Source organism: Psychromonas sp. SR45-3, assembly GCF_014163575.1.
In the GTDB taxonomy this organism is placed as follows: domain Bacteria; phylum Pseudomonadota; class Gammaproteobacteria; order Enterobacterales; family Psychromonadaceae; genus Psychromonas; species Psychromonas arctica.
In genome coordinates this window covers 19,117-34,857 of record NZ_JACJDP010000022.1, presented here as the reverse complement: position 1 = coordinate 34,857, position 15,741 = coordinate 19,117, and the positions used below count along the sequence as shown (strand labels likewise).

Below are 15,741 nucleotides of genomic sequence, written 5' to 3'. Positions count from 1 at the left end.
CAGGTTGACGAAAAGTATTTTGAACCTAAAAGATATTGCTAATCTAGCACAAACATCACCTTCCAGCGTATCAAGAGTGATCAACTCTTCTGGTTATGTAAAAAAAGAAGTACGTGATCGTATCCAAGTCATACTCGATGAAACAGGGTATCGGCCAAATGCATTTGCTAAGGCACTTCATAGTAAAAAAAGTCTTACAATTGGTGTTATTTTGCCAAAAATTAATGCAACTTCATCCGGTGAAAATATTGCAGGTATTGATGATTATTTTTCAAAGCAAGGTTATAGCGTTATTCTCGGCAACACGAACCATTCTGTAGATAAAGAATTTGAATATCTTGATTTGTTTAAAGAAAAGCAAGTTGATGGAATTATTTTAATTGCAACAACACTCACCCCTGAACACCAAGCTCGTATCAAACGACTTCATATTCCTATTGTTATTATGGGACAAAAATCGTTAGATGGTACGCCATGTGTTGTGTTTAATGAAATAGCAGCAGCTCAAGAATTAACCAACTTTTTACTCGATAATCAACATCATAATATTGGTTATATAGGGGTTAGTGAGGAAGATGTTTCAGTAGGAGTTGAGCGTAAACAAGGGTATTTGAATGCACTTGAAAAACATGGCATAAAGAAAGATGAACGGCTACTCAGCATCGGGGCATTTTCTGTTATAAGTGGCTATGATGCTTGCCAACGTATATTCGAACAATTTGGTTCTGCTCCTGATGCAATATTTGCTGCAAACGATAAGATGGCAATCGGCGCAATAAACTATATTTTGGATCAAGGGCTTTCTATACCTGGAGATGTTAGCGTATGTGGGGTAGGTGGTGGGGTGTTTGCCCAACACTACAACCCAAAGATAACCTCTCTTTTTTATGATTCTAATTCAGCTGGAAGAATAGCTGCAAACTTGTTATATCGCTTGATACAGAGTGACGAAAAAGATTTATTAAAAAACCATATTGAATTCGTTCAATATAAGTTAGTGATCAGAAATAGTGTCAAATTAAACATTAATTGATTATCCGAAGTTATTACAACTTGTCTACCTAGATCAGCAAGTAGTCTTGTCGTGTTATATCAATAAACACCCTTTAGCAATCAAAATGCATTATTCAGTCGCTCGCTAGGATTTCAATACAAGGCGTAACATGATGACAATGGCTAGTCCTTATCGAATGTTACAATTTAGTCTTGTTTTTCGAGCTAGGGGCCGATACGCTGTGCTGAATTGGTCAATATACGTAAAACGCCACTTAAGCCAGCCATTTATTCTACGTCAATTTTGACTAATAAAAAGTCTAGCGGATACCGTTCACAAGGCTGATAAGTATCAAAAGATGCACCTTTTGCTTTAGTTAAAGCAATGCATCAATAAATGATTAAGTAACCTCGTTGTCGATAAGTAAAGTGAAGTGAATTGTGGTGTGCGGCCACAAAAAACCAATAAACATTTTGCATTAGCCAGGATGGCCAGCACTTCGATACTAGGCGGCAGCACTACAGGAATTACAGATTGTTACTCGCATTATGTTTTCACCTATACTATCGACTCTTTCATTACCATTTCTGGTATGTTTGTTTTGGCTATTCTCTTTTGTCTCAAAGGAATGATTCGCTCGGAAGAACTCGATAAAGTTAAACCTGAAACACTCAAAAGTCTTGGTAAATATAGGTAGATTATCACCGTAATTTTAATCGGGTTAATGATGACACTTTATGGATAATAGTAATATTGCTCCGTACTCCTTGTGGACATGAACCGATGTAAGTTAATGAGCAAGCACTTGAAGATTAATCTGACTTTATTTTTTGGCTGGTGGAATAGGACCATGTGCTTTGGAGTGACGCATCACGACTAAGGTTTTAAAGTTTTTGACACTATTATCTTTATGAAGCACCTGTTGTGTGAATTGATCAAAGGCTTCCATATCTGCTGCGATCACTTGTAAAACTAAATCATAATCGCCTGTTACAAACCATGAGTCGATAATTTCTGGTTGTTTATTTATTCTGCTTAAAAATGCATTGACGATAGTGCTATGATCTCGTTCCAACTCAACCAATAACATCATACTTAATGGCCAGCCCATATTTTTAGGTTTGATGATGGCCATCTCTTTTTCAATAACACCACTTTTGCGTAACTCTCTTACTCGACGATAACAAGCAGGTTCAGATAGACCGATTTGTGCTGCAATCTCCGCAATCGATGCCCTAGCATCGGTTTGTAGTTGGTGAAGAATCTTAAGATCTATGTTGTCCATAATTACAAGGCCTTTTTTAAGTTAATAATGATAATTTTTATCATATTACTCGCTAAATAAACAATATTAATCACTCACTATTGATAAATTTTATCATGTAGATTTTTTAATCAAAGTGAGAAGCCTATGCGTTCTTTAATCAATCAAAATCAAACTCTGTTCGCTGTTGTAGCAATAATAGTTGCGATGCTATCAATCACAGTGGGGGCGTCATTGGCGAAGTCTATATTTTCTTTTATCAAGCCTGAAAGTGTTACTTTTATGCGCTTGAGTATGGCTGCTGTTATGTTGTTCTTTGTATGTCGTGTGTGGGAGGTTAAAATAACAGGTCAAAATATAGGCTCAGTGTTTGTTTATGGTCTCACCATTGCAGGTATGAACTTATTTTTTTATTTGGCCATTAAAACTATCCCCATTGGCGTTGCATTGGCCGTTGAATTAATTGGCCCGTTATTGGTTGCAATCTTATTTTCTAAGCACAAAAGTGATTTTGTGTGGGCGATACTCGCAGCCATAGGTATTTACCTGCTGATCCCTAATGCTTCAAGTAATGTCGTCTTGGATAGTAGGGGGTTAGTGTACGCGGCAATCGCTGGCTTCTTTTGGGGGAGTTATATTATTGTGGGCAAAAAAGCAGGATTTCAACATGGTGTTAAAGCCCCTGCATTAGGGTTAATAGTCGCGTCGATGGCGCTATTACCGGTAGCCGTAAATACCTTTTCTTTAAGTGATATGAGCATTGAAATAATGGGGTTGTTGATTGCCATTGCATTGTTATCGAGTTTAATCCCTTTAGTTTTGGAGATGCAAGCATTACGGCATTTACCGACCAAAACCTATGGTGTACTCACAAGTGGGGAGCCTGTTTTAGGTGCATTGGCAGGTTTTTTTATTTTAAATGAGCAACTTGTTATTACACAGAGTATTGGTATTAGCATCATTGTGTTTGCCTCCATCGCTTCTGTGTTATCGCCTTCGGTTATGACGACCAAGAACGTGGCGCTAAAAATAAACGACAATAGTGCAGTAGAAGTCAAACCAGTGGCAGAAAGCTTGAAGTGAGATTGTTGATAAAATAGGGGGGAATTAATAATCTTCATTTTAATCTTACCCTCGCTATTTTTTAGCTGAGAGTCTTTGTCATTGAAAAGTGGGAATATTTGCTATAACTTGAAATGCTGCTTACAGCTTGATTATGATTGTTATATTTTTGCCGTAATAAGTTTATTTTCATTATGAGGTGGAACATTGTTAGCTAATATCCCTTTTTCATTATTAGAACTTGCGCCGATGCGCGAAGATGCAAGTGTTTCAGAAACGCTTCAAAAAAGCACTCAGTATGCGCAACATGCCGATCAGCTTGGCTTTCATCGTTTTTGGCTTGCTGAGCACCATAATATGCCTGGTATTGTTTGTGCTGCAACATCGATTTTAATTGGTCATATTGCCGGTAATACCCAAAAAATCCGTGTGGGTTCAGGTGGTATTATGTTACCCAATCATTCCACCTTAGTTGTCGCAGAGCAATTTGGTACCTTAGAAAGTTTATATCCAGGGCGAATTGATTTGGGGTTAGGCAGAGCACCGGGCAGTGATCCAGTAACTAGCCAAGCATTAAACAGTGATTTACGCCGCGCAGATAATTTTCCTGCTGAAGTGAGTGAGTTACAACAGTTGTTAGGTCCCTATGATGGGAAGCATGCAATTCGCGCTATACCCGGTGAAAATACAAATGTGCCGCTGTGGTTGTTAGGCTCTAGTTTATTTAGTGCACAATTAGCGGCACAAAAAGGGCTACCTTATGTGTTTGCCGGCCATTTTGCTCCTCGATTTTTGCACGATGCCGTTGCGTTATATCGACGTGAATTTAAACCCTCTGATACCCTCAAAGCGCCTTACTTTATGCTGGCATTGCCACTCGTTGCTGCCGCAACCGATGAAGAAGCTGAATATTTATCCACCACTTCAAAGCAACGTGTATTGGCATTAATGCGTGGTCAAGGTTTATGGTTAAAAGCACCTGTTACTAGCATGGATAATTTATGGAATGCACAGGAAAAAGCACAAGTAGATAACTTTTTAAGCCTTAGCGTGATAGGAGGCCCTACGAGTATCAAACACAAACTGGAAATAATCGCACAGCAATTAAATGTCGATGAATTTATATTTACAAATGATCTTTATGATAGCGAAAAACGTCATCAAGCATTGGATATATTGATGTCAATTAAGCAGTAGTTATATAGCCAGATGCTAGGAATTAGATGAATTCTGTTCTCCAGTATGTTCTATTAGGGGATGCTAAAACTTCTCAAGATGGATTCACTGATGGTTTCGAGATTGACGGCGTAACATCTCATGAAGTGAGCGCTGGTATCAGATACAACTTCTAAAGCCATTAATGTATGCCTGTAAAAAGCAGGCATACTATATTAATAAAGCTTAAAATCGGGAATGTATATTTTCGTTTTTAAGCTTAAACACTTTTCTTTAGCTGTGCTCTTTAAGTTCTCCAGCTTAAAAGTCTGCGCTCTAATACACCAACTAACCAATTTATAATCACGCCCAACACAGATAAAATAAACACACCTGCAAAAAGACGTTCTAAATCATAAAGTGAGCCTGCTTCAAGTACATAAGCACCGATTCCATAAGTTGCGCCCAGCATTTCAGCGGCAACTAACAGGATGATTGATATTGCAAGAGAGATTCTGAGTCCTGACAGAATACCAGGAAGTGCACCCGGTAATACAATCTTACGCACAATCGAAACCCATGACAGTCCGAAACTTTGCCCCATGCGAATATAACCTCTGTCTACATTATCGATTGCAGCATAGGTAGCAACTACAGTAGGAGTGAAAGATCCTAATGCGATTAATGCATATTTTGAACCTTCATCAATCCCGAACCAAATTACAAATAAAGGTAAAAGAGCAATTTTTGGAACCGGAAATAGGGCTGCGACTACGGGCAATGCGCCGGCTCTTACTAGATTAAATAGCCCAATTAATAATCCTACTGCAATGCCTGCCGTTATACCCATTAGCGACCCCATTAGTAAACGGGTTAATGAAGGCAGTAGGTGCTTAAATAAAAGACCAGAATGATAAAGTTCGACAAGGGTCTGCGCTACGCCAGATGGACGAGGCAATGTTAAGTCTGAAATCCATCCAGTACTTGTTCCCCATTCAAGCAAGGCGATGATAAAAACAAAAACGAGTGGGCCAACAAAAAGGAGCGGTTTATGTGTAAAACCGCCTCCTCTGAATGGGACTTCTTTGTTAACTTGATGTTTGTTAGTCGGCATTGATAAGCTCCTTGTCGGCAAGCAATGCTTCTTCTCGCATCAGGTTCCATAGGTATTTTTGTTTTTTATCTAGTTCATCTGTGTGGTTTTTTCTTTCATTTAATGGAATGTCGATCGTGATAACCTCGCTAATCGTGCCGGGCCTACGACTGAGTACGACGATCTTGTGGCCAAGACGTACCGCTTCACTTAAATTGTGTGTCACATAACAAGCAGTAAATTTTTCTCTATCCCAAAGCGAAACTAAGTCATCTATCAATAATTCACTCGTTTGGCTATCTAGTGCTGAAAGTGGCTCATCCATCAGTAAAACCGCAGGGCGAACGCTTAACGCTCTGGCAATGGCGACTCTTTGTTTCATGCCACCACTGAGTTGTTTGGGCATTGCGTTGGCAAATTCACTGAGTTTGGTTCTAGTGAGCACATCATCCACAATATTTTTTATTTCTTTTTTATCGATGCCATGATCTTCAAGCACCAGTGAAATATTGTCATACACACTTCGCCATGGCAGTAGCGCAAAATCTTGAAATATATAGGTGAGCGGATTAATGGAATTTTCTGGTGGGCTCCCAATTTGTGTTACTTGACCACTGGAAGGCTTTTCTAAGCCCCCAATGAGTCTCAGTAATGTTGACTTACCACATCCTGAAGGGCCAACTAAGCAAACAATCTGATGTTGATTGATTTCAAGGTTTATATTTTCTAGCACATTAACGTTGGAGTAACTATGCGAAATATTGTTGATATGTAAGTTCATAAATGACTCTAATTTAGTAGCTATCTACATAACGAGGATCCACTAACATATCCATTGTTATATTACTTTTAACCAACTTTTCTGTTTTAAACCAATTTAATTGATCCTCGATACTGGCGATGTTTAATTTTGCACCTTGATTAAGTCGCATTGCCCCATTGATGATAGAAGGAGCGGCTTTGTCATAAGGTTTATCGCTGTAAACATACTTGTGAATTAATGTCACCATGTCTTTAGAGGCTTGTTCGCCGGCACTTTTATCAACCAGTGCTGCATTGAAATCAGCGCCTCCCTTTGAAAATGCACTAAGAAATGATTTAACCAGTTCTGGTCTGTTTTTAGCCGTGTTAGATGAAGTAAAAACGGTGGTGACTTGGTAGTTGGGAATATAGTCTGACATGTTACCAATCAACATAATATTTTTATTTTTAATCAGTTCTTTAGCAATGTGAGGTACCACCGCCCAAGCATCAATTTGTTGGGTTTTTAATGCGCCAATAATAGCCCCAATCTTTTGGAGTGGTTTCATCTTAATATCTGAGTCTAAAAAGCCTTCTTTTTGTGCTATTTTATGTGCCATATAATGAAAAGATGAGCCAGTTTGAGTGATGCCAAAGGAATGCCCTTTTAAATCTGCAGGTGTTTTAAGCCCCGCGTCATAGGCTTTTTTAGAAGCCAGGATCATTTGCCCATCGATACCATCCTCTTCATTTAATACGCCACCGATCACTTTTATAGCACCTTTTCCTGCTAGGTTAATCAACCCACCAGAAACCGCTGTGATACCAAAATCTACATCCCCAGAAGCGATAGCGATGGCCATCGGTTGTGCGGCTTTAAAAAATTTAAATTCAACATCTAAACCCGCTTCTTTAAAGTATCCGCGTTCATAAGCGACAAAACTCGCCGCATGGGATGTCCAACGTAGTGCTCCAACCCGTATTTTTTCACTGGCTTGGGCTGCATTTATACTTAAAATAAAGGTAAGTAGGCCTAAGAGAAGTGAGCTTTTATTTATTTTTCCTATCATGGTAACCCTTAATATTAGAGTGATTTATCTATTTTTAGCGAACCTATCTAGAAAACCTATCTAAATAAGTAAATTAAGTAAATTAAGTAAATTAAATAGATAGCTTAATTTATATGTGAAAGATTGGATGGTAAAAATGATGACTTTGCTATATCAAAAATTAATTTATTTTATATTAATTTACAATACATTAAACGCGCTTCATTGAGTTATTTGATAGTCGATCAAACTTATTAACTAAGTATCCGTTGCTGTTGTTTTAAACTGTGATGCTTAAAACAGATATTATGGTTCGATATTTTTAAGTATTTCCAGTTCAGCAACTGTGATTATTGAAGCAGAGGGGAAATGGTTATTGAAATAGAGAATAAGCTGTCAATGAGATAGAGAGTACTCAGTACTTTTCCCCTAAGCGAGTATTAGTTGACTTAATATCAATTAATGAATATTGATACCGGCTTGTTTACTGAGATAACTTTATTTGAGCAGCACTGCATAAATAGTACTGTATGGAATTATTTACTGGGTCGAGTTGTTTAAAATTTGTCCTTTTATGATGTTAGCCTAAACTTACATCATCATAATTTGGGCTTTATTAATAACCCCATTAAGTATTAAAATAAATTCAAACAACAAGTGGACTTTTAATGACGATTAATAAACAACTCTCTATTTTAATGCTGCTTATATCGTTATTTTCTATTATTGTTGTCGCCTGTGCTTTTAAAATTTCAGATGCCGCAAGATTCCACCAACTTAATAGCCAACACTTCAATTATATCATCGAACTCAATGAGCTTATTGCTCGTTACCCTAATGCATTGCCAGAGACAGAAGCACTTAAAGCCGTCGTAATAAAAATTCAAGATCAGCCTGAAGCCTGTGTTGCACTACCTAGCAGTGTTGATCGTTTTTTAATGAGAATGATTAATGCTGAAAGTATCATCACCATTTGTAAAAAAGATATTAAAATAGCGGACGATTTATTAGAAAGCATTAAGTTGTTTGAGCTGGGGTTGATCACACCATCAGCAATGAAAATCGACCTTAATATAGGTAACAAAAAATTTAGAAGTAACTCAATCGAGTTTATTGGACCGGTTGATAAATTGAGTTACTTTATTGTCAAAGTCTCAACGATGACGACAGTGATATTATCGATTGTTCTTTTTCTAATGGCTCTGACCATTGCGCAAGCGATTTTAAAAGTGGTTAAAAGAATGCAAGAAACAAAAGATAAACTCGTTATTAGCGAAGAAAAAAATAAACAGCTTGCTCATACAGATTCATTGACTGGATTGCCAAACCGAAATGCCTTAGATAAACAAATAAACAAAAATATTTTGATGTCTAGTATTGAAAAATTTGCCGTTTTTTTTATTGACCTAGACCGCTTTAAAGATGTGAATGATACAAGGGGCCATGCTCAAGGCGATAAATTACTGAATATAATTGCCAATCGTTTAGATAAAGCGATGGGAGATAATGGTTATGTCTTTAGGTTCGGTGGCGATGAGTTTGTTGCTATCGTGAATTTTTCGACTGTTCAACATGACGTTGAAAAAATGGCCTCACAATTCATCAAGACGATTGCTGAGCCAGTCTTATTAGAAAACACCGATGTTTATGTTACTGCTAGTCTTGGTATTTCAATTTATCCAAGTAATGCAGATGATGCAGAATCTTTAGTTAAGTACGCTGATACAGCAATGTATGAAGCTAAAAAAGAGGGTAAAAACCAATATCTATTTTATCAGGATGCTTTTAGTCAAGAATATACTCGCCGCTTATCTTATGAATCACAATTGAGATGTGCAATAGAGAAAGATCAATTACATATTGTTTATCAGCCTATCGTTAATCTAAATAATTTTGCTACTCAAGGCACAGAAGCTTTACTGCGCTGGCAACTAAACGAAGAGACGATGGTATCTCCAGATATCTTTATTCCTATTGCTGAATATTCAGGGCAGATCATTGAGATAGGAGAGTGGGTATTGAGGAATGCTTGCCAACAGAATAAATTATGGCGTGAGAGTGGTGCGAGTAAGTTAAATATCGCGGTGAATGTTTCCCCTTATCAATTATTTAATCCCCATTTTCCTCAATTAGTACAAAAAATACTGGTTGAGTTTGATATACCACCACATTGTTTAGACCTCGAGATTACAGAAAGTATGACTGTTTCTGATAATGCGGTTTTTTTGAGAACATTAAATGAACTGTCAGAGATGGGCGTTAGATTGTTGATGGATGATTTTGGTACGGGCTATTCGTGTTTGAGTTATTTAAGACAACTTCCCTTTGACGTATTAAAAATCGATAAGAGCTTTGTCAGTGATTACGATACGATAGCCTCGACTATTATTGCCATGGGCAAACAACTAGACATGAAAATTATAGCCGAAGGGGTAGAAACCCAAAATAGCTTGGATACTCTTACACAACAACAGTGTGATTTTGCCCAAGGCTATTTTTTCCAACGCCCAATTTCAGCAGAGCAGCTCGACGTATTTAAAATATATAACAATCTAAAAAGTACTCAATAATACGCATGATACAGCTTATTAAACTTTAGTTATTACATTCTGGTTATTACATTCTAGTTATTGGATCTAATTTATTAATTCTAATTTATTGTAGTCAAGTAACTAACAATTTAATTTACTAAAAATAGGTTTTTATTGATGGTAAATAACTGTTAATAAGAGGTATTTGTTAATAATGGATATTTATGTTTTACCCTGTTTTTGTAATCTACAAAAACAGGGTGTTTTAGTTTAGCTTAGTTTGTTAACGTTAATCTTGCTAGCTTAGTATGGCAGGTGTACGCACAATAAAAGCTCTGGTGTGGTCATAGATTAAGTTATACAAAAATGCATAAATCGTAATGCAAATAGTGACGCTAATATCCATCATAAGTGCTTGCCAGAAACTGATGTTCAACATCAATGCGATCACAGGGATAGTTGCCACTAATAAACCCGCTTGAAATATGATCGTGTGAACAATGCGTAATGGGACTGTTCGTTTTGTTTTATCGCCTGTCACCATTCGGTCAAAACCCCAGTTATAGATAAAATTCCATGTCATTGCAATCGTTGCTACAACTATCATTGTTCCTGATAGTGATTCTGCATCATGGTTTGTAAATATGGTCAGTATAATAATCGCTAATGCGACCGCTAACACTTCAAATAATACAGCATGAAAGATACGTTCAATCGGTTTCATTCTCTAACATTCTCTCTTTAAATTTGTTGATGTAAAAGGCTCCTACACTTGCAGGATAATTAATTATAGTGATATCTATCACACAATAAAATTAACAGCTATCACGAATGGTGATAGCATGAAGGGGGATTAATGAGAGTAAATATGATGTATAGCCTTGAACAATTAAAAATATTTGTTGCCGTTTGTGAAACGGGATCTTTTTCCGCTGCCGCTCGTCAGTTAAAGCGTGCTCAATCGGGGGTAAGCCAAGCGATTGCTAACCTTGAAATCGCGATCGACAAAACGTTATTCAGTCGAGATAAAAACATACCGAGTTTGACGCCGCACGGGGAAGCCTTATTGCCGATTGCAAAATCTATTTTACATCAGCAACAATATTTCGATCATAAGGTTGAATCATTGGCTAAGGGTGATGAATATGAATTGGTTATTGCGATCGATGAAAGTGTCATTAATGATCAGCTAATGAAGGTAATATCGTCATTGGCTAATCAATTTCCCATTACCGAATTTGAGATTATTACTACCTCCACTTTTGATGTGGAAGAGTTAGTGAGAACGGGTGTCGCACATATAGGCATTATCTATGTTAATGGTGAACTGAAGTCCGATATGGATTTTTTTACGTTAGGGCATGCACGATTTTTAACTATCGCATCACCACAACACCCACTTTCCGCTTTGCCCTTAGTGTGTGAGGCTGATTTAAAAGCACATCGACAATGCGTACATCGTAGTGCTCAAAAAAAGGAGTTGTGGTTTAGTTATAAAATAAGCCCGACGGCTTGGTATGCAAATACGCATATGAGCTTGATTGAACTTGTTAAAAACAATATTGGTTGGGCTGTTGTCCCAGAGTTATTAGCTCATCAACAGATCCAAGAAGGACATGTTATTTCATTACCTGTCTCACATGAATATGATGGTTGGCTGACCGTTGTGGGGTGTTTGGTTTCTCGCAGCCATGCATCAGGTCCGGTGTTAGAGAGCGTGATCAACCTGTTAAAAGGCTATTGTATGCTCAATAAACATTGGATTATTAAGCAATAACCCTTTTCTATTAGCGTTTTCTTTCTTCTTTCATTTGCCAATCGGCTAATTCAACTAATACCGATAATGCCCCTTGTCCGCCGAACTCAAGCGGCGCTTGATGAAAAGCTAAAATATCAGGGTGCTGGGCTAACCATAAAGGGACTTGCTTTTTAAGTATATGTTTACCCATACCATGAATCACACTACAGCAATATAATCCCTCTTTTTTACAGCAGCTAATCAAGGCTGCTAACTCATTTTTTGCTTCCTGCTGCGTCAAACCGTGTAAATCAAGAATTATCTCTGGCGTGAAATCGCCACGACGTAATTGCTTCACCAAATATTTTTGTGCATCGGTTCTGCTATAACGTACTGGGCCTTCTTCAGGTAAATGTGGTTCAAAGGCGTCTGAGAAGTGGCTTTGCTCAAAGTTTTGTTCGCGTTTTTCTTTAATGACCGCTTTATTCTTGATGTTTTTCGGTGGCAATTTTATGGTATCCTGTAGCAATTTTTTTATACCAGCAAATTCTGCACTAAACAGTGAAAAATCATCATCATTATTTTTATCGGTCATGTTTTTTCCAAAACTAGGTAGTTGAATGTGCGAAGTTTACCTCAAGTGGAGAATAAATTGGATACGATTTTTAGTGATGAAGCGGTTGACGAACTAGTAACCATTCAAGATGTTGTACGTTGGGCGGTGACCGAGTTTAACCGTGCGGGTCTATTTTTTGGCCACGGCACTGATAATGCGTGGGATGAAGCAGTGCAATTGATTTTGCCATCGTTGAATATTGAACTGCAAAGTAATGTCATGATTTTACAATCACGTTTAACTAAACGTGAGCGTCAAATGTTAATTGATTTAGTGGTTATTCGCATTGAACAACGTATTCCTGTTCCTTATCTAACCAACAGTGCGTGGTTTGCTGGGTTAGAGTTTTATGTTGATGAGCGTACATTAGTGCCTCGTTCGCCGATTGCAGAATTAATTGAAGCTAAGTTTGAACCTTGGGTTAAAACACCACCAAAACGTATTCTAGATTTATGTACAGGAAGTGGCTGTATAGCGATTGCTTGTGCTTATGCTTTTCCTGATGCTGAAGTTGATGCGGTTGATTTATCTGAAGAGGCGTTAGAAGTTGCCGATATCAATATTCAAAATCATGGTGTTTCACAACAAGTTTTCCCTATCCAATCTGATTTATTCAGCGGTGTTGAAAATGAAAAATATGACTTAATTGTATCTAACCCGCCTTATGTTGATGCGGAAGATATGGCTAATTTACCAGAAGAATACAAGCATGAGCCTGAATTAGGGTTAGCCTGTGGTAATGATGGATTAGATTTAGTACGTAATATGCTACGTCAAGCAAGCTCAATGTTAAATGAAGAAGGGGTGTTGTTTGTAGAAGTTGGTAACTCTCAAGTTCACTTACAAGCTGCTTACCCAGAAATACCTTTCCAATGGATTGAGTTCTCTATCGGTGGGCATGGTGTATTTGTGTTAACGAAAGCACAGCTAGATACAATTAAAATCTAACGACAGCTAATTAACGCTAGGCAAGTTCTTAGATTTACTCTAAATTTCAATCTATGTGCAATTTGAGTTGTAATCTATGAAGCATTGCAACTTAGAAAAAATTAACTGAAAAGGTCGAATAAAGTACCTTTTGATTTCAAAATTTATAAAGTGGGAAATTTAAAATGGCAGGAAGCAGTATTGGTCAAGTTTTTAAAGTGACAACTTTTGGTGAAAGCCATGGTGCAGCATTAGGTTGTATTATTGATGGTATTCCACCAAATTTAGAAATCACAGAAGCTGATTTACAACACGACTTAGATCGCCGTCGCCCAGGGCAATCTCGTTATACAACGATGCGCCAAGAAGGTGACCAAGTTAAAATTTTATCCGGTGTATTTGAAGGTAAAACGACAGGCTGTAGCATTGGCTTGATCATTGAAAATACAGATCAACGCTCTAAAGATTATTCTGCGATTAAAGATTTGTTTCGTCCAGGACATGCTGATTACACTTATCATCAAAAATATGGACACCGTGATTACCGTGGCGGTGGTCGCTCATCTGCACGTGAAACTGCGATGCGTGTTGCCGCTGGTGCAATTGCTAAAAAATATTTAAAAGAGCAATTTGGTGTTGAGATACGTGCTTACTTGAGCCAATTAGGTGACATTACGCCAGATATCATTGATTGGGATGAAGTAGAAAATAACCCATTTTTCTTCCCAGATGTCAGTAAAATCCCAGCACTTGAAGATTATATGAAAGCCTTAATTAAAGAAGGTAACTCAGTAGGCGCTAAAGTAACGGTTGTTGCTTCAGGCGTACCCGTTGGATTAGGCGAACCAGTATTTGACCGTTTAGATGCTGAATTAGCACATTCTTTAATGAGCATTAATGCAGTTAAAGGCGTTGAGATTGGTGATGGTTTTGCTGTTGCGAATCAAAAAGGCACTGAACATCGTGATGAAATGACACCTGAAGGTTTCTTATCTAACCATGCTGGTGGGGTGTTAGGCGGTATATCAACAGGGCAGGATATCATTGCTTCTATTGCATTAAAGCCAACATCAAGTTTAACCATTCCTGGCCGTACTATTACAACAGATGGTGAAGCAACTGAAATGATCACAAAAGGGCGTCATGATCCATGTGTAGGTATTCGCGCAGTGCCAATTGCTGAAGCACAAATGGCGATCACGTTACTTGACCATGTGTTACGTCACCGAGCACAAAACTTACATGTAACAACAAACACACCACATATTAAATAGCTTTATTTACTGGTTGTTTATGCTTAAGTGAAAATCCGATGCTCAAAAAGCATCGGATTTTTTATGCCTATAATAAAATCTACTGAATATTTCACCACCAAAGAAAATCCAATAAGCGCATATTTGAACAGAATAATCCCAGTTTTTAGGCTTTCTTCTTTTACTTCGTATCTTCGTGGTTAATCGGTTTTTTATTTTAAAACCCAGGCACCACCAAGGCACTGCGCTGCATAGAGATCACGAAGAAAAGAACAAGCAGAAAATATTGAATGGTATTTATTCTCGTATTTTTTAAGGTTCCTTCTTCTCCCTTCGTGCCTTAGTGGTTAAATCGCTTTTGATTTTAGAAACAAAAGCAACCACGAAGGCGCTGTGCTGCACAGAGAACACGAAGAAAAGAACAAGCAGAAAATATTGAATGGTATTTGTTCTCGTATTGTTTAAGATTTCCTTCTTTTCACTTCATGCCTTCGTGGTTAAATAGCTTTTGACTTTAAGACCTAAGCAACCACGAAGCCGCTGAGCTGCACAGAGAGCACGAAGAAAAGAACAAGCAGAAAATATTGAAAGATATTTTTTCTCGTACTTTTTAAGGTTTTCTTCTTTTCACTTCATGCCTTCGTGGTTACATCGTTTTTTATTTTAGAAACAAAGGTAACCACGAAGCCGCTGTGCTGTATAGAGAGCACGAAGAAAAGAATAAACAGAAAATATTGAATGGTATTTGTTCTCGTAATTTTTAAGGTTTTCTTCTTTTCACTTCGTGCCTTCGTGGTTAAATCGCTTTTGATTTTAGAAACAAAGGTAACCACGAAGGGGCTGTGCTGCACAGAGAGTACGAAGAAGAGAACAAGCAGAAAATATTGAAAGGCATTTTTTCTCGTACTTTTTAAGGGTTCCTTCTTTAACCTTCGTGTTGAATTAGCTTTAACTGCTATTTAATCCAAGTACTGCTTAAATTTTACAATTTTACCTTGGTCAGTTATTTCTATTCCTTCTTTTTCCAATAACGATTTTTGCCTGATAAATGCCTCGCCTATTAGCGATATCTTACCTTGCGAATTTACCACTCTGAACCAGGGTAAGCGGGAATCTTTAGGTAGCCTCGCTAGTACCTTGCCAACATGGCGGGAATGAAGAGGAAAGCCGGCTTGTTTCGCTAGTTGCCCATAGGTTATTAACTTACCTTTGCCTAAATAAGACAAAATGGTATAGACGTTTTGTGCAAACTCTTCCATTGCTTAAGTTACTCATATTTTGAAAAATTAGTTTTTGATTGAGCTATATATTTGTAGCT

At 37.6% G+C, this 15,741-nt stretch carries 14 protein-coding genes; 7 read left to right on the top strand and 7 right to left on the bottom strand.

Features of this window, described 5'->3' with window-relative positions:
- The first annotated feature begins 4 nt into the window (after window positions 1-4).
- On the top strand, window positions 5-1,033 hold the full coding sequence (locus tag H5084_RS12445) for a LacI family DNA-binding transcriptional regulator (RefSeq protein WP_182690670.1): 1,029 nt from the start codon (window positions 5-7) through the stop codon (window positions 1,031-1,033).
- Window positions 1,034-1,817: 784 nt separating this feature from the next.
- Here H5084_RS12445 and H5084_RS12440 read toward each other — a convergent pair.
- Window positions 1,818-2,279 (bottom strand): Lrp/AsnC family transcriptional regulator, encoded by a 462-nt coding sequence (locus H5084_RS12440; protein ID WP_220485956.1) that lies wholly within the window; start codon window positions 2,277-2,279, stop codon window positions 1,818-1,820.
- Window positions 2,280-2,405: 126 nt separating this feature from the next.
- On the opposite strand from H5084_RS12440, the gene H5084_RS12435 reads away from it, so the two are divergent.
- The gene (locus tag H5084_RS12435; protein WP_182690669.1) at window positions 2,406-3,341 is read left to right on the top strand and encodes a DMT family transporter; all 936 of its coding nucleotides are present in this window, start codon (window positions 2,406-2,408) and stop codon (window positions 3,339-3,341) included.
- 186 nt (window positions 3,342-3,527) lie between these two features.
- Complete coding sequence (locus tag H5084_RS12430; RefSeq protein WP_182690668.1) at window positions 3,528-4,517, top strand: LLM class flavin-dependent oxidoreductase; 990 nt, start codon at window positions 3,528-3,530, stop codon at window positions 4,515-4,517.
- Between the two features lie 265 nt (window positions 4,518-4,782).
- Here the strand turns inward: H5084_RS12430 and H5084_RS12425 are convergent, their stop codons facing one another.
- The 3 genes from H5084_RS12425 to H5084_RS12415 are packed head-to-tail and all read right to left on the bottom strand — an operon-like array spanning window position 4,783 to window position 7,379.
- The gene (locus H5084_RS12425; protein WP_182690667.1) at window positions 4,783-5,589 is read right to left on the bottom strand and encodes an ABC transporter permease; all 807 of its coding nucleotides are present in this window, start codon (window positions 5,587-5,589) and stop codon (window positions 4,783-4,785) included.
- Window positions 5,579-6,349: an ABC transporter ATP-binding protein gene (locus tag H5084_RS12420; RefSeq protein ID WP_182690666.1), complete on the bottom strand. Its 771-nt coding sequence runs from the start codon at window positions 6,347-6,349 to the stop codon at window positions 5,579-5,581. Before H5084_RS12420 ends, H5084_RS12425 begins: the two co-directional genes overlap by 11 nt.
- 13 nt (window positions 6,350-6,362) lie before the next feature.
- Window positions 6,363-7,379, bottom strand: coding sequence for an ABC transporter substrate-binding protein (locus H5084_RS12415; RefSeq protein ID WP_182690665.1), 1,017 nt, complete (start codon window positions 7,377-7,379; stop codon window positions 6,363-6,365).
- Window positions 7,380-8,026: 647 nt separating this feature from the next.
- On the opposite strand from H5084_RS12415, the gene H5084_RS12410 reads away from it, so the two are divergent.
- The gene (locus H5084_RS12410) at window positions 8,027-9,928 is read left to right on the top strand and encodes a bifunctional diguanylate cyclase/phosphodiesterase (protein ID WP_182690664.1); all 1,902 of its coding nucleotides are present in this window, start codon (window positions 8,027-8,029) and stop codon (window positions 9,926-9,928) included.
- Window positions 9,929-10,187: 259 nt separating this feature from the next.
- On the opposite strand, the gene H5084_RS12405 is transcribed toward H5084_RS12410, so the two are convergent.
- Window positions 10,188-10,613 carry a PACE efflux transporter gene (locus H5084_RS12405; RefSeq protein ID WP_182690663.1) on the bottom strand — a complete coding sequence of 142 codons (426 nt, stop codon included), beginning with the start codon at window positions 10,611-10,613 and terminating at the stop codon, window positions 10,188-10,190.
- 147 nt (window positions 10,614-10,760) lie between these two features.
- On the opposite strand from H5084_RS12405, the gene H5084_RS12400 reads away from it, so the two are divergent.
- Complete coding sequence (locus tag H5084_RS12400; protein ID WP_182690700.1) at window positions 10,761-11,666, top strand: LysR family transcriptional regulator; 906 nt, start codon at window positions 10,761-10,763, stop codon at window positions 11,664-11,666.
- A gap of 10 nt (window positions 11,667-11,676) precedes the next feature.
- Here the strand turns inward: H5084_RS12400 and smrB are convergent, their stop codons facing one another.
- Window positions 11,677-12,222, bottom strand: coding sequence for an endonuclease SmrB (smrB, locus tag H5084_RS12395; protein WP_028867028.1), 546 nt, complete (start codon window positions 12,220-12,222; stop codon window positions 11,677-11,679).
- Window positions 12,223-12,279: 57 nt separating this feature from the next.
- Here smrB and prmB point away from each other — a divergent pair, with 57 nt between their 5' ends.
- Together prmB and aroC are read left to right on the top strand one after the other, a co-directional pair.
- The gene (prmB, locus tag H5084_RS12390) at window positions 12,280-13,191 is read left to right on the top strand and encodes a 50S ribosomal protein L3 N(5)-glutamine methyltransferase (protein ID WP_028867027.1); all 912 of its coding nucleotides are present in this window, start codon (window positions 12,280-12,282) and stop codon (window positions 13,189-13,191) included.
- A 164-nt stretch (window positions 13,192-13,355) separates the two neighbouring features.
- Entirely contained in the window at window positions 13,356-14,444 is a 1,089-nt protein-coding gene (gene aroC / locus H5084_RS12385) for a chorismate synthase (protein WP_182690662.1), read from the top strand.
- A gap of 938 nt (window positions 14,445-15,382) precedes the next feature.
- On the opposite strand, the gene H5084_RS12380 is transcribed toward aroC, so the two are convergent.
- A complete protein-coding gene (locus H5084_RS12380) occupies window positions 15,383-15,682 on the bottom strand; it encodes an MGMT family protein (protein ID WP_182690661.1) in 300 nt (99 codons plus the stop codon).
- Window positions 15,683-15,741: the final 59 nt, after the last annotated feature.

Excerpts from the sequence above, each read along its gene's own strand:
- H5084_RS12420 (WP_182690666.1), bottom strand. The coding sequence starts at position 6,349 with ATGAACTTACATATCAACAATATTTCGCATAGTTACTCCAACGTTAAT.
- aroC (WP_182690662.1), top strand. The coding sequence starts at position 13,356 with ATGGCAGGAAGCAGTATTGGTCAAGTTTTTAAAGTGACAACTTTTGGT.
- smrB (WP_028867028.1), bottom strand. The coding sequence starts at position 12,222 with ATGACCGATAAAAATAATGATGATGATTTTTCACTGTTTAGTGCAGAA.
- H5084_RS12410 (WP_182690664.1), top strand. The coding sequence starts at position 8,027 with ATGACGATTAATAAACAACTCTCTATTTTAATGCTGCTTATATCGTTA.
- H5084_RS12440 (WP_220485956.1), bottom strand. The coding sequence starts at position 2,279 with ATGGACAACATAGATCTTAAGATTCTTCACCAACTACAAACCGATGCT.
- H5084_RS12380 (WP_182690661.1), bottom strand. The coding sequence starts at position 15,682 with ATGGAAGAGTTTGCACAAAACGTCTATACCATTTTGTCTTATTTAGGC.
- H5084_RS12425 (WP_182690667.1), bottom strand. The coding sequence starts at position 5,589 with ATGCCGACTAACAAACATCAAGTTAACAAAGAAGTCCCATTCAGAGGA.
- H5084_RS12405 (WP_182690663.1), bottom strand. The coding sequence starts at position 10,613 with ATGAAACCGATTGAACGTATCTTTCATGCTGTATTATTTGAAGTGTTA.
- H5084_RS12415 (WP_182690665.1), bottom strand. The coding sequence starts at position 7,379 with ATGATAGGAAAAATAAATAAAAGCTCACTTCTCTTAGGCCTACTTACC.
- H5084_RS12435 (WP_182690669.1), top strand. The coding sequence starts at position 2,406 with ATGCGTTCTTTAATCAATCAAAATCAAACTCTGTTCGCTGTTGTAGCA.
- H5084_RS12400 (WP_182690700.1), top strand. The coding sequence starts at position 10,761 with ATGTATAGCCTTGAACAATTAAAAATATTTGTTGCCGTTTGTGAAACG.